The organism is Kribbella sp. C-35 (assembly GCF_046549195.1).
Taxonomy (GTDB): domain Bacteria; phylum Actinomycetota; class Actinomycetes; order Propionibacteriales; family Kribbellaceae; genus Kribbella.
This window is the reverse complement of record NZ_JAJPWG010000007.1, coordinates 293,530-310,619: the sequence shown is the minus strand read 5'-3', so window position 1 is coordinate 310,619 and position 17,090 is coordinate 293,530. Positions and strand designations below refer to the sequence as shown.

General features: G+C 67.8%; 18 protein-coding genes. 6 read left to right on the top strand and 12 right to left on the bottom strand.

Annotated elements, in window-relative coordinates; translation table 11 throughout:
* Nucleotides 1–37 precede the first annotated feature (37 nt).
* From ACLJOO_RS39030 to ACLJOO_RS39015, 4 genes are all read right to left on the bottom strand, one after another.
* Nucleotides 38–757 carry a PH domain-containing protein gene (locus tag ACLJOO_RS39030; RefSeq protein WP_410792921.1) on the bottom strand — a complete coding sequence of 240 codons (720 nt, stop codon included), beginning with the start codon at nt 755–757 and terminating at the stop codon, nt 38–40.
* Nucleotides 758–846: 89 nt separating this feature from the next.
* The gene (locus tag ACLJOO_RS39025) at nt 847–1,005 is read right to left on the bottom strand and encodes a hypothetical protein (RefSeq protein WP_198682812.1); all 159 of its coding nucleotides are present in this window, start codon (nt 1,003–1,005) and stop codon (nt 847–849) included.
* A gap of 296 nt (nt 1,006–1,301) precedes the next feature.
* On the bottom strand, nt 1,302–2,258 hold the full coding sequence (gene meaB, locus ACLJOO_RS39020; RefSeq protein ID WP_410792919.1) for a methylmalonyl Co-A mutase-associated GTPase MeaB: 957 nt from the start codon (nt 2,256–2,258) through the stop codon (nt 1,302–1,304).
* Nucleotides 2,258–3,460 carry an acetyl-CoA C-acetyltransferase gene (locus tag ACLJOO_RS39015; RefSeq protein ID WP_410792917.1) on the bottom strand — a complete coding sequence of 401 codons (1,203 nt, stop codon included), beginning with the start codon at nt 3,458–3,460 and terminating at the stop codon, nt 2,258–2,260. Before ACLJOO_RS39015 ends, meaB begins: the two co-directional genes overlap by 1 nt.
* Nucleotides 3,461–3,596: 136 nt before the next feature.
* Here ACLJOO_RS39015 and mce point away from each other — a divergent pair, with 136 nt between their 5' ends.
* The 5 genes from mce to ACLJOO_RS38990 all read left to right on the top strand — a co-directional run bounded on the left by mce (nt 3,597) and on the right by ACLJOO_RS38990 (nt 9,862).
* Entirely contained in the window at nt 3,597–4,025 is a 429-nt protein-coding gene (gene mce / locus ACLJOO_RS39010) for a methylmalonyl-CoA epimerase (protein ID WP_410792915.1), read from the top strand.
* A 71-nt stretch (nt 4,026–4,096) separates the two neighbouring features.
* A complete protein-coding gene (locus ACLJOO_RS39005; RefSeq protein ID WP_410792913.1) occupies nt 4,097–4,996 on the top strand; it encodes an anti-sigma factor RsbA family regulatory protein in 900 nt (299 codons plus the stop codon).
* A 136-nt stretch (nt 4,997–5,132) separates the two neighbouring features.
* The gene (gene ccrA, locus ACLJOO_RS39000) at nt 5,133–6,464 is read left to right on the top strand and encodes a crotonyl-CoA carboxylase/reductase (RefSeq protein ID WP_410792911.1); all 1,332 of its coding nucleotides are present in this window, start codon (nt 5,133–5,135) and stop codon (nt 6,462–6,464) included.
* A 93-nt stretch (nt 6,465–6,557) separates the two neighbouring features.
* The gene (locus ACLJOO_RS38995) at nt 6,558–8,453 is read left to right on the top strand and encodes a transposase (RefSeq protein WP_410792909.1); all 1,896 of its coding nucleotides are present in this window, start codon (nt 6,558–6,560) and stop codon (nt 8,451–8,453) included.
* Nucleotides 8,450–9,862, top strand: coding sequence for an AI-2E family transporter (locus ACLJOO_RS38990; protein ID WP_410792907.1), 1,413 nt, complete (start codon nt 8,450–8,452; stop codon nt 9,860–9,862). Before ACLJOO_RS38995 ends, ACLJOO_RS38990 begins: the two co-directional genes overlap by 4 nt.
* 106 nt (nt 9,863–9,968) lie before the next feature.
* Here the strand turns inward: ACLJOO_RS38990 and ACLJOO_RS38985 are convergent, their stop codons facing one another.
* Genes ACLJOO_RS38985 through ACLJOO_RS38975 form a run of 3 tightly spaced genes read right to left on the bottom strand, consistent with a single transcriptional unit; the run spans nt 9,969 to nt 11,593 of the window.
* Entirely contained in the window at nt 9,969–10,577 is a 609-nt protein-coding gene (locus tag ACLJOO_RS38985) for a type II toxin-antitoxin system HicB family antitoxin (protein WP_410792906.1), read from the bottom strand.
* Nucleotides 10,574–10,780 carry a type II toxin-antitoxin system HicA family toxin gene (locus ACLJOO_RS38980; protein ID WP_410792905.1) on the bottom strand — a complete coding sequence of 69 codons (207 nt, stop codon included), beginning with the start codon at nt 10,778–10,780 and terminating at the stop codon, nt 10,574–10,576. Before ACLJOO_RS38980 ends, ACLJOO_RS38985 begins: the two co-directional genes overlap by 4 nt.
* A 51-nt stretch (nt 10,781–10,831) precedes the next feature.
* Complete coding sequence (locus ACLJOO_RS38975) at nt 10,832–11,593, bottom strand: phytanoyl-CoA dioxygenase family protein (RefSeq protein WP_410792904.1); 762 nt, start codon at nt 11,591–11,593, stop codon at nt 10,832–10,834.
* Nucleotides 11,594–11,678: 85 nt separating this feature from the next.
* Here ACLJOO_RS38975 and ACLJOO_RS38970 point away from each other — a divergent pair, with 85 nt between their 5' ends.
* On the top strand, nt 11,679–12,404 hold the full coding sequence (locus tag ACLJOO_RS38970) for an AraC family transcriptional regulator (RefSeq protein WP_410792903.1): 726 nt from the start codon (nt 11,679–11,681) through the stop codon (nt 12,402–12,404).
* 29 nt (nt 12,405–12,433) lie between these two features.
* On the opposite strand, the gene ACLJOO_RS38965 is transcribed toward ACLJOO_RS38970, so the two are convergent.
* The 5 genes from ACLJOO_RS38965 to ACLJOO_RS38945 form a co-directional block, all read right to left on the bottom strand.
* Complete coding sequence (locus tag ACLJOO_RS38965; RefSeq protein WP_410792901.1) at nt 12,434–13,192, bottom strand: carbohydrate deacetylase; 759 nt, start codon at nt 13,190–13,192, stop codon at nt 12,434–12,436.
* 64 nt (nt 13,193–13,256) lie between these two features.
* Entirely contained in the window at nt 13,257–13,949 is a 693-nt protein-coding gene (locus ACLJOO_RS38960; protein ID WP_410792900.1) for a PIG-L deacetylase family protein, read from the bottom strand.
* 37 nt (nt 13,950–13,986) lie between these two features.
* Nucleotides 13,987–14,865 (bottom strand): carbohydrate ABC transporter permease, encoded by an 879-nt coding sequence (locus tag ACLJOO_RS38955; protein ID WP_410792899.1) that lies wholly within the window; start codon nt 14,863–14,865, stop codon nt 13,987–13,989.
* Nucleotides 14,862–15,800 carry a carbohydrate ABC transporter permease gene (locus ACLJOO_RS38950; RefSeq protein ID WP_410792897.1) on the bottom strand — a complete coding sequence of 313 codons (939 nt, stop codon included), beginning with the start codon at nt 15,798–15,800 and terminating at the stop codon, nt 14,862–14,864. The genes ACLJOO_RS38955 and ACLJOO_RS38950 overlap by 4 nt, the downstream gene beginning before the upstream one ends.
* Nucleotides 15,797–17,089, bottom strand: a complete 1,293-nt coding sequence (locus ACLJOO_RS38945; RefSeq protein ID WP_410792895.1) for an extracellular solute-binding protein — start codon at nt 17,087–17,089, stop codon at nt 15,797–15,799. Before ACLJOO_RS38945 ends, ACLJOO_RS38950 begins: the two co-directional genes overlap by 4 nt.
* Nucleotide 17,090: the final 1 nt, after the last annotated feature.

Genomic DNA, 17,090 nt, shown 5'->3' with positions numbered 1-17,090 from the left:
CACGGGATATCCGTTCTACTGCCGGATGGCGGGGCGGCTACTCGTTGTCGGTCCAGTTGCCGCGTTCGCTGTTGAAGATGGACTTCGAGGCGGACGAGGAGGGGGGCGGCGTGGGGCGGGACGTCTGCGCGGAAGCCGGGGCCGGGGTGCTCGCGGTGACCTCCTGCGCCGAGTCCATCCCGATCGGGCCGGTGCCGTCGTCGTCGGAGTCCTCGTCCCCCTGCAGTACGTCGACGCTCGCGGAGGCCCGCAGGCCGGTGCGCTGGATGACGCGCTGAATGGTCAGGTCGCGGTCGTCGGGCCGGCTGACCCACTTGATCTCGCGGAAGCCCTGGTCCTGCGCGGCCGACTCGAAGACGAAGTGGCCGTAGCCGAGCATCCGCCCGATGATCGGCTTCTGCAGCGTGATGTCCAGGACCCGGGCGATCGGGGTGGTCGCGACCGTCTGCGAGAAGACGCCGCGGATCCGCATGACCCGCATGTTGGTGACCACGAAGCGGTCTCGATGCTGGGTGAGGAATTGCCAGAACGCATGACTGAGCAGCACCAGGACGATCGCCAGCAGCACCGGCTGCCCGCCGATCGCGGTGGTGGCCATCGTGAGCAGCAGCGCCGCCGCGAGGACGACCTCCAGCATCGGCACCGTGAACACCACCCAGTGGTGCCGAACCTCGTCGATGACGACTTCGCCCTCGTCCGAGATCAGATGGCGCCGGACCTTCGGGTCGAAGATCCGGAACAGGCCTATTCCGGCCATCCGTTCACTCCCCTGTCACGCTGTTGTGTGACCCCGTACAAACCAAGTGTCCCGCACTAGTACGCGCAACGGGACACTCGACAGGCAGATCAGCTGAACAGCGCGGTCAGGAACTGGATGACGCTCCCGAAGGCGTCACCAACCGCCGAGAACGCTCCACCCACCGCGTTGGCCGCGTTCGTCGGCTGGGTGAACAGGTAAAAGCCGGCAAAGGCGATGAGCGACCAGATCAACAGCTTCTTCGGCATGTCGCCACTCCTTGTTCCTAACCACTCGGTCGACTGTGTTTGAGTTTGTATCACGGACCGTGACCAATTGTCACTGACTGAACACAGCCCACCGCACAATGCTCACCAGCTACAAGGTCCATTCTGTAACGGATCCGGGGGCACGGCAGCCATCGGCGCGCCGCCCTGAGACGCGGATCGCCGTACCCGGTGGAAATTCTGCGGCATTTGCCCGAAATCGGCACAACTTCCGGTGAACGAAATGGAAAGACACCATGTGACACTACGTGGTCGATTGTTCCACGGCGAGACAAGTGTCACAAAGCGGCGATCAACTCGTCGGCCGCCGAATAGGGGTCGGTGCCGCCGTCCGCGACCTTCGCGGCGAGTACGTCGAGCCGCGCGTCGCCGTGCAGGTGCGCGAACCGGGCCCGCAGCGCCGTCGTGGCGATCGCCTCGATCTCGTCCCGCGCGCGGCTGCGGCGGCGTTCGGTGAGTACGCCGTTTCCGCGCATCCACTCCAGCCGGTCCTCGATCGCCTGCACCACCTCGGCGACCCCCTCGTTGCGGGATGCGACCGTCTTGAGGATCGGCGGCGACCAGGCGCCCTCGGACCGCTCGGCCAGCGCCAGCATCGACCGCAGGTCCCGGGTGACCGACTGGACGCCGTCCCGGTCCGCCTTGTTCACCACGTAGATGTCGCCGACCTCGAGGATCCCGGCCTTGGCCGCCTGGATGCCGTCGCCCATTCCGGGGGCCAGGAGGACCAGCGTCGTGTCGGCCATCCCGGCGACCTCCACCTCGGACTGCCCGACCCCGACCGTTTCTACCAGCACCACGTCGAACCCGGCCGCGTCCAGCACCCGCAGCGCCTGCGGCGTCGACCACGACAACCCGCCGAGATGCCCACGGGACGCCATCGACCGGATGAACACCCCGCGGTCGGTCGCATGGTCCTGCATCCGCACCCGGTCCCCGAGCAGCGCACCGCCGGAGAACGGCGACGACGGGTCCACCGCGAGTACGCCGACGCGCTTCCCGGTCGCGCGGTACGCCGACACGAGGGCCGACGTCGTCGTCGACTTGCCGACGCCCGGCGAGCCCGTGATGCCGACGATGTGCGCGTGACCGGCGTACGGCGCCAACTCGGCCATCACCTCGCGCAGCAGCGGCGACTCATCCTCAACCAGCGAGATCAGCCGAGCCACGGCCCGGGAGTCCCCCTCCCGGGCGCGCACAACCAACTCGCCGACAGGCGCCGTACGTCGTGGCATCAGCTCTTCGGGACTCGGACGATGAGGGCGTCGCCTTGGCCGCCGCCGCCGCACAGGGCGGCTGCGCCGACGCCGCCGCCGCGTCGGCCGAGCTCGAGGGCCAGGTGCAGCACGAGGCGTGCGCCAGACATCCCGATCGGGTGGCCGAGCGCGATCGCGCCGCCGTTGACGTTCACCCTGTCGTCGCCGACCTGCAGCTCGCGCGCGGACGCGATCCCGACCGCCGCGAACGCCTCGTTGATCTCGATCAGGTCGAGGTCCGCCGTCTGGATGCCTTCCTTCGCGCACGCCTTCGCGATCGCGTTGGCCGGCTGGCTCTGCAGCGACGAGTCCGGCCCGGCGACCGAACCGTGGGCGCCGATCTCGGCGATCCAGCTGAGCCCGAGCTCCTCGGCCTTCGCCTTGCTCATCACGACGACGGCACAACCGCCGTCGGAGATCTGCGACGCCGAACCGGCCGTGATCGTCCCGTCCTTGCCGAACGCCGGCCGCAGCTTCGCCAGCACCTCGACCGACGTGTCACCGCGAACACCTTCGTCGCTGTCCACCACGAGCGGGTCGCCCTTGCGCTGCGGCACCTCGACCGGGACCACCTCGTCCGCGAACACACCGTTCTTCCAGGCCTCGGCGGCGCGCTGGTGCGAACGGGCGCTGAACTCGTCCTGCTCCTCGCGGCTCAGCTTCTGGCGCTCGTTGTTCGCCTGGTCCGTGAGCGCGCCCATGGCCTGGTCGCTGAACGCGTCCCACAACCCGTCGTACGCCATCGAGTCGACCAGCGTGGTGTCGCCGTACTTGAAACCCTCGCGGGACTTCGGCAGCAGGTGCGGCGCGTTCGTCATCGACTCCATGCCGCCGGCGACGACGATGTCGTACTCACCGGCGCGGATCAGCTGGTCGGCGAGCGCGATCGCGTTCAGCCCGGACAGGCAGACCTTGTTGATCGTGATGGCCGGCACGTCCATCGGGATGCCGCCCTTGACCGCGGCCTGGCGGGCGGTGATCTGACCGCCGCCGGCCTGCAGGACCTGGCCCATGATCACGTACTCGACCTGGTCCGGCGCGACGCCGGCCTTGTCGAGCGCGCCCTTGATCGCGAACCCGCCGAGCTCTGCTCCGGTGAAGCCCTTGAGGCCACCCAGCAACCGCCCGATCGGGGTCCGTGCACCGGCGACGATGACGCTGTGGTTCCGCGTGTCAGACATGCCGTCACGATACCTGCGACCGCACTGGTACGCCGCTGCTCGATGACGTCAGACGGGTCACACGGATGGTGTCGGATGGTGTCTGCTGGGCCACTTTCGATGGTCTCGCGGGTACGTCGTGCGCCACGCTGACGGGATGGATCAGCTGTTCGACGCGATCGACCACGTCGGCATCGCGGTGCCCGACTTCGACGAGGCCGTCCGGTACTACGCCGACGTGTTCGGCATGACCGTGGCGCACGAGGAGATCAACGAGGAGCAGGGCGTCCGGGAGGCGATGCTCTCGGTCGGCGACTCGGGGTCCTCGATCCAGTTGCTGGCGCCGCTGTCGGACGCCTCGCCGATCGCGAAGTTCCTCGACCAGCGCGGCCCGGGCATCCAGCAACTCGCCTACCGGGTCCGCGATCTCGACGCGGTCTCGAAGGTCCTGCGCGAGCGCGGCGCCCGCCTGCTGTACGACGAGCCGAAGCGCGGCACCGCCGGCTCCCGGGTCAACTTCGTGCACCCGAAGTCGGCCGGCGGAGTGCTCGTCGAACTCGTGGAGCCACCGCCTACCCACAGATGAGCACAGCCCACTAGGCGTGACGGCGCGCGATTCGAGTCTCCTCGACCGGGTCGGCGGACTACGCTGAGCGAGTGCTGAAGGACAGCGCCACCGACTCCTTGCACGGTGCGCCGGCCGGATTCCTGCACGACGCCTTTGTCCACGTGTCGGACGAGGAGTTCGTGCAGCGCTCCGCTGCGCTCGTTCAGGAGGGTCTGGCGGCGGGGGAAACCATCGTGGCCGTGCTGCCGCCGGAACGGATCGCCGTACTGCGCGACGCTCTCGGCCCGATCCACCACGAGGTGCGTTTTAACGATATGACTGTTGCCGGGGGCAACCCTGCGCGGCTGATCCCGTACTGGCGCGGCGTCATCGAACAGCACCCCGGAGCGGTGCGCGGACTCTGCGAACCGGCGTACCCGGGCCGGAGCGCCGCGGCGTACGACGAGGTGCTGCTGCACGAGTCGCTGTCGAACATCGCGTTCGCGCAGGACCGGAGTTTCCGGCTGTACTGCGCGTACGAGGCGTCCGTCGGCATCGATCCGACCGCGACACACTCGGGCGCGGAAGCCCTTGCGGAGAAGGCGTTCCGGATCGCTCTGGACGACATACCGGATCGGGCCGAGCGGTGGGAGTTCGGGCCGGACGAGCTCGGGCAGATCCGGCAGTGGCTGAGTGGGCAGGCGGCGTCGCACGGCGTGTCGCGGGACCGGCTCGAGGACCTGTCGCTGGCGCTGCACGAGATCTGCACCAACAGCATCCGGTTCGGCGGCGGGCGCGGGCGGCTGGCGGTGTGGATCGCCGACGGCACGCTGATCTGCGACGTACTGGACTGCGGGCGGATCGACGACCTGCTCGTCGGACGGGTGCTGCCGCCGCTGGACGGGCTCGGCGGGCGCGGCGTCTGGCTCGCCAATCAGCTGTGCGACCTGGCGCAGTTGCGGTCCGGTGACGACTTCACGCAAGTACGGCTCCACACGAGACTTCACTGATAAGACCACTGACAACGGTGGACTGGAAAAGTGACGGTCGTCTCAACGGTCCTTCGGTGTGTTACAGGGCACAGCCACGCGTGCATACTCAACGGTAAGTTCCGCTCACCTAGACCGCCGCTGCAGGAGGTACGACGTGAAGCAGATCCTCGACGCGATCCTTGCCGGTGACAGCGCTGCCGTCGGAGAGCTCGACGTACCTGAGCATTACCGCGGAATCACCGTGCACGCCGACGAGGCCGCGATGTTCGACGGGCTGGACAGCAAGGAGAAGGATCCGCGCAAGAGTCTGCACCTCGACGACGTCCCGACGCCCGAGCTCGGGCCGGGTGAGGCGCTGGTCGCGGTGATGGCCAGCGCGATCAACTACAACACCGTCTGGACGTCGATCTTCGAGCCGGTGTCGACATTCTCCTTCTTGAAGCGGTACGGGAAGCTCTCGCCGCTGACGGCCCGGCACGACCTGCCGTACCACGTGGTCGGCTCCGACCTGGCAGGCGTCGTACTGCGGACCGGCCCCGGTGTGAACGCCTGGAAGCCGGGCGACGAGGTCGTCGCGCACTGCCTGTCGGTCGAGCTCGAGTCGCCGGACGGGCACAACGACACGATGCTCGACTCCGAGCAGCGGATCTGGGGATTCGAGACGAACTTCGGCGGTCTTGCGGAGATCGCGCTGGTGAAGTCGAACCAGCTGATGCCGAAGGCGGCCCACCTGACGTGGGAGGAGGCGGCGTCGCCGGGGTTGGTGAACAGCACGGCGTACCGGCAGCTGGTGTCCTCGAACGGCGCCAACATGAAGCAGGGTGACGTGGTGCTGGTCTGGGGCGCGTCCGGCGGTCTGGGTTCGTACGCGACGCAGTTCGCGCTGAACGGCGGGGCGATCCCGGTGTGTGTGGTGTCGTCGCCGGAGAAGGCGGAGATCTGCCGCGCGATGGGCGCCTCGCTGATCATCGACCGGTCGGCCGAGGGGTACAAGTTCTGGAAGGACGAGCACACCCAGGACCAGAAGGAGTGGAAGCGGTTCGGGGCGCGGATCCGGGAGCTGACCGGCGGCGACGACCCCGACATCGTGTTCGAGCACCCGGGGCGGGAGACGTTCGGGGCCTCGGTGTACGTCGCGCGACGCGGCGGGACGATCGTGACGTGCGCGTCCACCTCCGGGTTCATGCACGAGTACGACAACCGGTACCTGTGGATGAACCTGAAACGGATCATCGGCTCTCACTTCGCCAACTACCGCGAGGCCTGGGAGGCCAACCGGCTGATCGCCAAGGGCATGGTGCACCCGACGGTCAGCAAGGTCTACCCACTCGAGGACACCGCGCAGGCGGCGTACGACGTCCACCGCAACCTCCACCAAGGCAAGGTCGGCGTCCTCACCCTGGCCCCCACCGAAGGCCTCGGCGTCCGCGACCCGGAACTGCGCGAGCAGCACCTGGACGCCATCAATCGCTTCCGCAACAGGTAGTTGCCCCGGTCGCCCGATTGGCCGGTTTCGGGTGGGTTCTGACAGGCTTATGGTGGGGGATTCACACTGAGCCGCCTGAAGGGATACTCGGGAATGCCTGACGAGTCGAGCCTGCCGTTCTTCGACCGCACGGCGACGGCGGCCGGGGGCTTCCCGGTCAGTCGCCGCGGATACGACAAGCAGGCCGTGGACGACTATGTCCGCGCGCTGGAGATGCAACTCGTCGAGGCACGCAACCGCGCCGACGGGCTGCAGCAGAGTGTCGCGCCGATGCAGCACCAGCTCGCGGAGACGCGGCGCCAACTCGAGGCCAGCGCGAACCCGTCGTACGCCGGACTCGGCGACCGGGCTGCGCAGATCCTCCGGCTCGCCCAGGACCAGGCGTCCGAGGCGCTCGAGGAGGCCAAGCGCGAGGCCGAGGAGCTGCGCGCGAACGCGGCCAAGGAGGCGGCTGCGGCCCGGGCAACCGGTGACCGCGAGGCCGAGGACATCCGGACCGTCGCGCTCAACGAGGCGGACAGCATGCGCCGTACCGCCGAGGGTGACGCGGCCGAGCTGCGGCGTACGGCGGAGACCGAGGCGGCGGAGGTACTGCAGGCGGCCCGGCGGAAGGCCGAGCAGCTGCAGCTGACCGCTGAGTCGCAGGCGAGCACGCTGAAGAACGGCGCGCTGCACGAGGCCGAGAAGATCCGGACCGCGATCCAGCGCGAGTCGGCGGCGCTCCGCGCGCGGCTGGCGGACGAGCGTGAGCAGCAGGCCAAGGAGCTGGCCGACAAGCACCAGCAGATCGCGGCCGACACCGACAGCCTGACCACCCAGATGAAGGAGGCCGCTGAGGCGTCCGAGCGCCGGGTGGCCGAAGCGACCGAGCAGGCCCGCAAGATCCGCGCCGAGGCCGAGGAGTCGGCCGAGCGGACGCTTTCACGGTCCCGCCGGGAGGCGGAGCAGCTGCTGACCACGGCGCGGACTCGCGCCGAGGCCGAGCTGGCGAACGCGGCCGACGAGGCGGAGCGGTCGCGCACCGTCGTCGCCCGCGAGACCGAGCGCCTCGCGAAGCGCCGCGACGGCATCCTCACCCAGATCGCCGGCCTGAACGAGATCGCCAGCAACATCGCCCGGCAAGCGGCCGAGCTGGACTCCGAGACTGCCGCGGCCCCGTACGTGAACCCGTTCGCGCGGCCGGCTGAATCGCCTCGGCCGCCGCTCGATGCGCCCGGCACGGGTGCCGGCAGCCCCTTCGCGGCCGAGCCCTCGACGCCGTTCCCCACCGCCCCACCGAGCTCGGGCAACTTCGAGTCGTCCGCCCCCAGCTCAACCCCGTCAGACCCGTCTTCGACCGGTTCGGCTCCGGGCAGCTCGAATTCGCTTGGCTCGACTGCGGCCGGCTCGGGTTCGCTCGACTCGGGTCCGGGCGGTTCGGCGGTTGACTCGGGTGCTGCTGCGGACTTCGGGGATGACGAGAGCCCTTTCCCCGCGGCGACGCCGGCTGACAACCCGTTCCCGGGTGCGACGCCGGCCGCGGGTTCCTCGCGCGAGTCGTCGTACGACACCGAGGGACCGTTCACCGGTTCCAGCCCGTTCGTCGGCATCGGCGCCGGGGACGCCCGCGTCGACGAGACCCGGATCGACACCGGTCTGCGCATCGACCCCAAGGACGTCGGCGACCTCGCCGGCCAGACCAGCAAGACCGCCGGCGGCCCGGCCGACCCCGAAGCCGACGCCGCCGACCTCGCCGAGCTCGCCGCCTTGGCCGATGATGACGACCTTGCCGACACCGCCGACACCGCCAAGGCTTCGGACGGCGACGAGGAGCCGAAGGACTCGACGATGGTGGACGAGTTCCGGCTGGGTGACCTCGCGAGCGAGGAGACTCGGGTCCAGACGCGGCGCTCCAGCTCGGCGAAGTCCTCCGACGCCGAGAAGACCGCGGACGACGAGAAGACCGATGCGGCCACCTCGAGCGCGCGATCCCCGAAGGACAAGATGTGACGCCATCCGGCGACGACACCTCCACAGCGACCCCCGACAAGGACCTTGCCGACGCCACGCGCGCAGCGAAGTCCGCCGCCGCGGAAGCCCAGGCCGCCGCCGACAAGAGCGAGCAATCCGCAACCGAAGCCGCCACCTCGGCCAAGTCCGCAGACGCCTCCGCGGACAAGGCAGACGCATCCGCCGAGGAAGCCGACGACTCCGCAGACGAGGCAGATGACGCGGCTGACAAGGCGGATGAGGCTGCCGAGGAGGCGGATGACGCGGCTGACAAGGCCGCCGCCGCCGAGCCTGCGGAGGACCGCGACACCAACCTCGCGGACGAACTGCTGATCGAAGAGCGGCACCCGTCGGTCGGTATGGGTACGCCGGGTCCGCCGCTGCGCCGCGGGAACCCGTTCACGTTCGGGTTCTTCGCAGCACTCGGCGTACTCGTCGCCCTAGGTCTGTGGAACGCCGCCGGCCAGGCCCGCTCGGTCCTGATCCTGCTCCTGGTCTCCATGTTCATCGCGGTCGGCCTGAACCCGCTGGTCGAATGGTTCATGCGCCGCGGCCTGAAACGCGGTCTGTCCGTCGGCGTCGTGTTCCTGCTGATGATCCTCGCGGTCGCCGGCGTCGCGGTCGCGATCGTCCCGGTCGTCTCGGACCAGATCAACAGCCTGATCAAGAACGCCCCCGAGTGGCTCGACCTGCTGACCAAGTCGAAGACGCTCAACGAACTGGACAACAAGTACCACTTCATCCAGAAGGCGCAGGAGTACATCCAGGACCCGGCGCTGGCGCAACGCGCGTTCGGCGGGATCCTCGGTGTCGGCAAGGTGGTCGCGGGCGCGCTGTTCAACACGTTCACGATCCTGGTGCTGACGCTGTACTTCCTCGCCTCGCTCCCCTCGGTGAAGCGCGCGGCGTACAGCCTGGTCCCCCGCACCCGCCGTACCCGCGTCTCGATCCTCGGCGACGAGGTCCTCGGCCGGGTCGGCGGCTACGTCAGCGGCCAATTCCTGGTGGCGCTGACCGCCGGCGTGATGATGTTCATCTTCCTGGAGATCGTCGGGCTGCGCGAGTACGCCGTGGCGCTGGCGATCGTGGTGATGTTCTGTGACTTCATCCCGATGGTCGGCGGCCTGATCGGCGTCGTCGTGGTCTCGCTGATCGGCTTCACCGGCGGCGTCGGGATCGGCATCGCCTGCCTGATCTACGGCGTCATCTACCAGCAGGTCGAGAACTACTTCGTGGCACCGCGCATCATGCGCCGAGCCGTCGACATCCCCGGCGCCGTCACCGTCATCGCCGCGCTCCTCGGCGGCGCGCTCCTCGGCGTCGTCGGCGCCCTCCTGGCCATCCCCTCAGCCGCCGCCATCCTCCTCATCATCCGAGAAGTCTGGGTCCGCAAAGCCGACGCCTCCTAGCAGGCTTGCACGAGGCGGCGCACAACATCCTGCGCGCCGCCTCGCGGATCAGTCGCGCGAAGACCTCGCGACCGTCGGCGCCGTGTCACGTCGCGGTCCGCCCGAGCTAGACGGGCTGCTTACCGGCCCTTCGAGCAGAACGCTTGCCGGCCGTCGCCCGAACTGGACGAGCAACCGCCGGTGATGCGGCCTGGGGTTTCTTCCGGCGGCTGCTCTTGGGTGCGGTCACCTCGACCAGTTGCAGGGATCGGCCGTCGTCCAGGCGAATGACGAGGTCGTGGGCGAACTCCTGCCGGGCCTGTCGCATCACCTTCGCGGCCGCCGCGTCCTCGGCGGCCGCCTGAACCAACTGCGAGACGCGTTGGTGCGAGACACCGAGCACGCTGCTCACGTCGCGCACCGGAACGCTGGCGTCCGTCAAGACCGACGCGACCTCCCGGGTGAGCTCGGCAACCAACGCTTCAAGATCCTTCGCCCGGCGACGCAGCCCGTCGACCAGTTTCTTCGCCTCGAGCAGATCCTGCCCATCAGCCTCGATACCAGCCACCTCTACTGAAACCTTCGAGAGCGGCACGTCGGTCGACACCGCGATGTACTCCCGAGCCATCCGCTCGACCTCGTCCAACCGCCGAGCCTGCGTCACCCCACCAAGCTCCGGAACCGCAACCATCCACCAGCGATCATCACGACTAACCGTCACCTCGTACGTCTTCACTCCGCCTCCTCACACTCCGCGAGTGCCTTCACGACCTTTCGGACGACTCCCGGCGAGATCACCCGGTGGCCGTCCGGCAGCACGAACGTGTGCTGACCGCAGGAACACTCGTACAAGCTGTGTGACCCTTCCGTCCTGACCCGCTGCCAACCGGCGTCTCGGAACGCCTTCACGACCTTTCGTGTCGGCTGCTCACTGACCATGATTCTAGGCTATGCAGCTAGACACTTTCAAGGCAAATCGGCTAGACGATCTCAAGCGGTGACGTCGAGGATGAAGTGTTGGGCGGGGGTTAGGCGGGTGTAGGTGTTGAGGCGGATGTAGGTCTGTTGGTTGAGTTGTTGAGGTAGGTGGCGTTGGGCGAAGTAGGAGTGCAGGGCTCGGCGGGGGTTGGTGGTTTGGTTTTGGGTGCCGCCGTGCCAGAGGTGGCTGTTGAAGATGACTACCGTGCCGGCTTGGCCCGTTAGTTGGATTTGGTCGGGGTGTGGGGCGGCGGGGTCGGGCATTTCGTCGGTGGGCATGGTGCCTCGGCGGTGGGAGCCGGGGACTACGCGGGTGGCACCGTTCTCGGGGGTGAAGTCGTCGAGGAGCCAGATCGAGTTGCAGACCTCGTACGCGCCGGGCTCGACCGGGTGATCGCAGTCGGCATGCAGCGCCTGGTGGCCCTCGCCGGGCCGGGCCGCGCGGCTGTTCAGCGACGACAGCCTGAACTCGCCCAGCACGTGCTGCATCGCCGCCAGCACCCGCGGGTGACTAAAGCACACCTCGAATCGCGGATCCTTGTTCACCAGATCCGCCAACCGGTCCGTACCCCGCTCCTGATGCACCTCGAGGCCGGCTCGATCTCCCTCGGCCGCGGTCAGTTCGGCCAGGCGTTCGTTGATCGCGGCCACCTCCTCCGCCGTGAGAATCCCCTGCAGCGGAAGGAATCCGTCGCGGTCGAGCTGGTCCTTCTCGTCCTGCGTGAGTACGTCGTCAGTGACGCCGAGCTCGCGTAGTGCGGTCGCCATATCCATCGGGGTGCTCCTTCACAAGATGCACGAATCGATGCCAGCATCGTTCCGACGTACCCGCGAAACAATGCAGGAGGCGACAGAGCTTATGCACAAATCGCCACGACTGCTCGGCGCCGGCGTACATACCGCCGCGCCCGGCAAGGACTACCCGTCACACGCGCACACGTCATGGGAGCTCGTGTACTACGTTCGCGGCCGGATCACCTGCCCCGTCGGCGACGAGACGTACGACGCCACACCCGGCACAGTGCTGCTCACCCCGCCGCACACCTGGCACGCCGAGCAGAGCCGCACCGGGTACGCGAACCGCTTCCTCCAGGTCGACGCCGCAACCACCCACCCGTGGCCGCGCCTGTGCTACGACGACACCGCCCACACCCTGCGCCGAGTCTTCGACGAACTGGTCCGCGAAACCGAGAGCGAGGACCTCCGCACGCTCCTCCTGGCCGAACTCGACCTCCGCCTCCGCCGCGCCGCCAGTCCACCGCCAACGCTCGCCGAACAGGTGGTCGCACAAGCGGAACAGCTGTTCGAGGAGCAGTTCGCCGCCGGCCTGCGCATCGCAGACGTCGCCGCAGAGCTGGGGATCTCGCCCTCGGGCCTCCGGGCCGCCTTCACCCGGCTGCGCAACACCAGTCCGCAGACAGCACTCCAGGCCGTACGCCTCCGCCACGCGCTCGCCCACATCCGCAACTCGACCCTCCCGCTGCAGGCGATCGCCGAGCTGACCGGCTACAACTCCGTCAGCCACCTCTCCCGCCACGTCAAGGCCTCGACCAGCTCCCCACCCGGCGCCCTGCGCTCTCCATAAGCCCGCTCGCCGAGTCGTGGCGGAGGAGGTCAGTCGGCGAAGGCCTCGCGGACGGTGGTGAGTTGGATGGAGCGGTCCTTGATCGCCTGGTGGATCTCGGGGTCGGTGACCAGGGCTTGGTCGGTGAGGCGGTATTCCTCGGCCCAGCGGTACGTGTAGGAGCCGGGGCGGTGGATCGCGGCCAGTTCTGGTTCAGCGGCGGCGCAGTGGGTCACCAGCAGGTGGACGCCTGGTGTGAGCTTGTCCAGGTAGTCGAGCAGCCAGGGTTTCTTGTCGGCCGCGTCCCGGTCGCTCAACGTCTCGATCGACGCGAACCGTTTCGACTCCTCAGGCCCGTAGATGAACGGCTTCCCGAGCGCCGCCGACACCTCGTCGTACGCCGCCGGCGCGGCCTGACCCATGTGTACGTCGAGATACTCGAGCGTCAGCCCTTCCGCCGCGAACTTCGCCGCCTGCGCCGATAGTTCCCGCACCGCGTCCGCGTGACTGACTGCAGCCTTGGACTCCTCGACCGTACGCCGGAACGTCCCGTCCTCCCCCACCAACGACGCCCCGTCCGTCAACGGCCGCCACCGCAGAAAGTCCCACTCACACGTCAACGTCTGATGCACCCCGACCGGAATCGCGAACTCCCGCGCCAACGCCGCCGCCTCGGTAAACCAAGGACAAGCCGCCATGGTCGAAACCTGCGTCACGATCCCCTCGCGGAACGCCTGCACGGTCCCCACGTTGACCGCATGACACATCCCGAAGTCATCACCCTGAACAACCAACCGGACTTCACTCACGCCTACTCCCACCATCCGCCGACAGAACCACCACCGACCGTACGACCAAACGCCGACAAATCTCCTATGGTCCGGCGAGTTTGGTGACCTCTGGGGATTGGTTGGTGTGGAAAGCGCAGGCTCGGGGGTAGCCCGCGAGGCAGCCGCGGGTGGTCATCAGGGCGGTGTAGTAGTCGATGTAGCGGAAGCCGTACGTCTCGCCGCGGGCGAAGGCCTGGTGGCGGATGGCGGACACCCAGCGGTAGAAGGCCTCGTCGGAGATCGGGACGTAGAGGGATGGAGTGAACCCCTCCATGTCTTCCCAGTTCTCGGCGTGCAGGAACGAGCGCACGCCGTGCCGCGGGAGGGTTGCGTCCATCGGCAGGCCGGCCAGGAAGCGGGCGCGCTCGGCCAGCACCGCGGTGTGTTCGTGATCGCGGTGGATCGAGTGTTTCCAGTGGGTGATGATCGTGTCGGGCTGCTTCTCGCGGATGATCTGGGCCAACTGCAGCGCGACGTCGTCCGTCGAAGGGAGGAAGCCGTCGCTGTGGTCGAGGACCAGGAAGTCCGCGCCGATCGCCTCCGCGAACGCCGTACCCTCCGCGATCTTCTGCTTCTTGTACTCGGCCGGCGTCAGCCGCGGGTGACCGCGCTCCCCCGGCGTCAGTGCGACGATCGTCGCCGACGCGCCCTCCAGGACGAGCTTGGCCAGCGTCGGCCCCGCGGTCAGGTCCATGTCGCCGATATGCGCCCCGATGGCGAGCACTGATCTGGTCACAACGGTCTCCTCACTTCAGGCCCTCATTTCAGGCCAGTCACTTCAAGCCACTGAGTACGACGCCACGCACGTAGTACTTCTGGAACACCAGGAACACGACCAGCACCGGCAACGTGCTGATCACCAGTCCGGCCATCACGATCGGCATGGTGCGGTCCGGATCGAGGAAGCTCTGCAGCAACTGGATCCCGACCGGCAGCGTCTGCAACGACGGGTCGGACGACGAGATCAGCAGCGTCCAGATGTACTCGTTCCAGGTGCCGATGAACGTGATCAGCCCGAGCGTGATCGCCACCGGCTTGGTCTGTGGGAGCACGATCAGCCGCCAGATCTGCCACTGGTTCGCGCCGTCGATCTTGGCCGCCTCGAGCATCTCGTCCGGCAGCGAGACCATGAACTGCCGCATCAGGAAGATCCCGAAACCGGACACCGTGAACGGCAGGATCAGCGCGAGCAGGCTGGTCGTCAGCCCGCCGCCACCGCCGCGCCCGAGGAAGTCGTTGCCGCCGGCCAGCGGCCAGTTGAGCATGATCAGGAACGTCGGGATCAGCAGCAGGAACGGGGGCAGCATCATCGTCGCGAGGATGAACCGGAAGATCACCGCCCGCCCGCGGAACCGCAGCTTGGCCAGCGCGTACCCGGCCAGCGCCGACGTGACAAGCACCGTGATCGTCACCGACACCGTGACGATCACGCTGTTCCGGAACAGCCGCGGCAGCTGCAGTTGCGAGAACGCCTCGCGATAGTTGTCGAGATTGAACGACGAAGGCAGCAGCTTGTACGGGATCACGCCGTACTCGCCCGCCCCCTTGAACGAGCTCATCACCATGTCGAGGAACGGCATCACCATCGCGACGCCGCCGAGGATCACGACCAGGTACGCGAACCACGGGAACTTGCCGTGCCGCCGTCTCACGAGGTCTCCTCTCCGCGCCGCCGGGCGACCCACAACTGCAGCAAGGTGATCGCCAGGATGATCACGAACAGCACCATCGCCATCGCGCTCGCCGTCCCCCAGGCGCCGTACTTGAACGCCCGCTGGTACATCTCGAACGCCGCCACGTTGGTGGCGTTCACCGGCCCGCCGTCACCCGTCATCACGATGATCAGCGCGAACGACTGCAACCCGCCGATGAACTGCGTGATCAGCACGAACAGCAAGGCCGGCCGCAGCAACGGCAACGTGATCGACCAGAACATGTGCCAGGTCGAAGCACCGTCCACCTCGGCCGCCTCGTAGTACATCTCCGGGATCGCCTTCAACCCGGCCGTCAGGATCAGCACGGCGCCGCCGATCGAGGCCCAGGCCTGTACGACGGTCACCGACGGCAGCGCGTACGACGCATCGGACAGGAACCCGATGCTGTTCACGCCGAGCTTGTTCAGGACGCCGTTGATCAGCCCGGCCGGCTGGTACATCATCTTCCACACGTTGCCGATGGCCACGACCGTCGCGACCACGGGCAGGAAGTACAGCACCCGCCAGAATCCCTGGAACGCCAGCCGATCGATGCAGTAGGCAACCAGCACGGACCCGAACGTGGCCAGGAACACCGACCCGAACGCGAACAGTAGCGTGTTCACCAGGATCGGCTTGACGAACGTCCCGTCGAAGCCCAGGACCTCGCGGAAGTTCGCCGTACCGGCCCACTTCAGGGTCCCGAGGTCGAACCCGCCCCAGTCCGAGAACGCGAGCACGATCGCGAAGATGAACGGCAGGATCAGGAACACGCAGAAGAACAGCAACGCCGGCGCGAGGAACAGGTACGCCGCCCGTCCCTCGCGCTGCAGCTTGCCGAGCCGCCGGACCGGCGGCACAACAGCGCCGGCCTGGCTGACCGCGGCCGTCATTGCGGCTTGACCGCCTTGGCGGCCTGCGCCAGCGCGTCGTCCGGATTCTTGCCGTCGGCAAGCACACCCATGATCGCGTTGTGCAGCGCGGTCTTCGCCTCGTACGCACCGGGCTGGTTGGGTTCGGCCATCGCGTACGTCGCCGCGTCGTAGATCGGAGCCAGGTTCGGGTCGGACAGCGTCTTCTTGTACGTCGCCTGGTCAGCGGTCCGCGGCGGGATCAGGCCCTGGTCAGCCAGCCACTTGCCGGTCTCCGTCACGGTGCCGTCGGCGGCCTTGTGCTCGTTCATCCAGGTGAGGAACTTCCACGCCTCGTCGGCGTGCTTGCTGCGCTGGTTCACGCCCATGAAGAACCCGTACGCCAGCGAGCCCTTGCTGCCCGCGGTCGGCCCCGGGATCGCGGTCACCCCGACGTCGGAGGAGTAATTGTCCTTCATCTGGGTCTTCAGGCTGCCGATCCACCAGCCGGCCTGGATCGCCATCGCGACACCGCCGCTGCGGAACTGCTTCGTGGGCATGATCGAGGGGTTGGTCGCCTTCGCGGCCGCGAGGTCGGCCTCGAACTTCAGCGCCGCCTTGCCCTCGGCGTTGTCGAACTGCGCCGTACCGTCCGGGCCGAGGAACTTCCCGCCGGCCGCGTCGAGCAGCGACAGGAACGGATGCACGGACTTGTTGTCGCCGTCCTGGATCAGGCTGAGACCTTCGACCTGAATGTTGCCTTTGGCATCCCGCTTGACTGTTTTGCGCGCGGCGTCGGCGAGCTCGGCCCATGTCGTCGGCGGCTTCTCGACACCTGCGGCAGCGAGGATCTTCTTGTTGTAGAAGAGCACGTAGGTGTTCAGCTCGGTCGGGTACCCGAGCAGCGTGTCGCCGGTGGTGACCGCGCCGAGCGCGGCCGGGCTGTACTCCGCCTTGATCTTGGTCGCGATGTCGTCCGGCACCTTGGCCACGACGTTCGCCTTCATCAACTGGCCGCCCCACAGGCCGTACGCGCTGACGATGTCGGCGCCGCGGCCGCCGGTCTGCCGGACCGTCATCGTGGTGAGCAGGTCGTCGAACTTGACCACCTGCGCCTTCACCTGGACCTTCGGGTTCTCCTTGTTCCACTGCTGGATCATCGTGTCCAGCCCTTCCTTGGACGGGCCGTCGCTGTAGTGGCTCAGCAGCGTCAGCTCGACCTTGTCACCGCCTGATCCGTCACTGCCCGCATCGCCGCCACCGCCGCAGGCCGCGGCCGTGGCGAGCAGTCCGAGCGCAACGGCAAGCCGCAGACCTCTGGAAATCCTCATG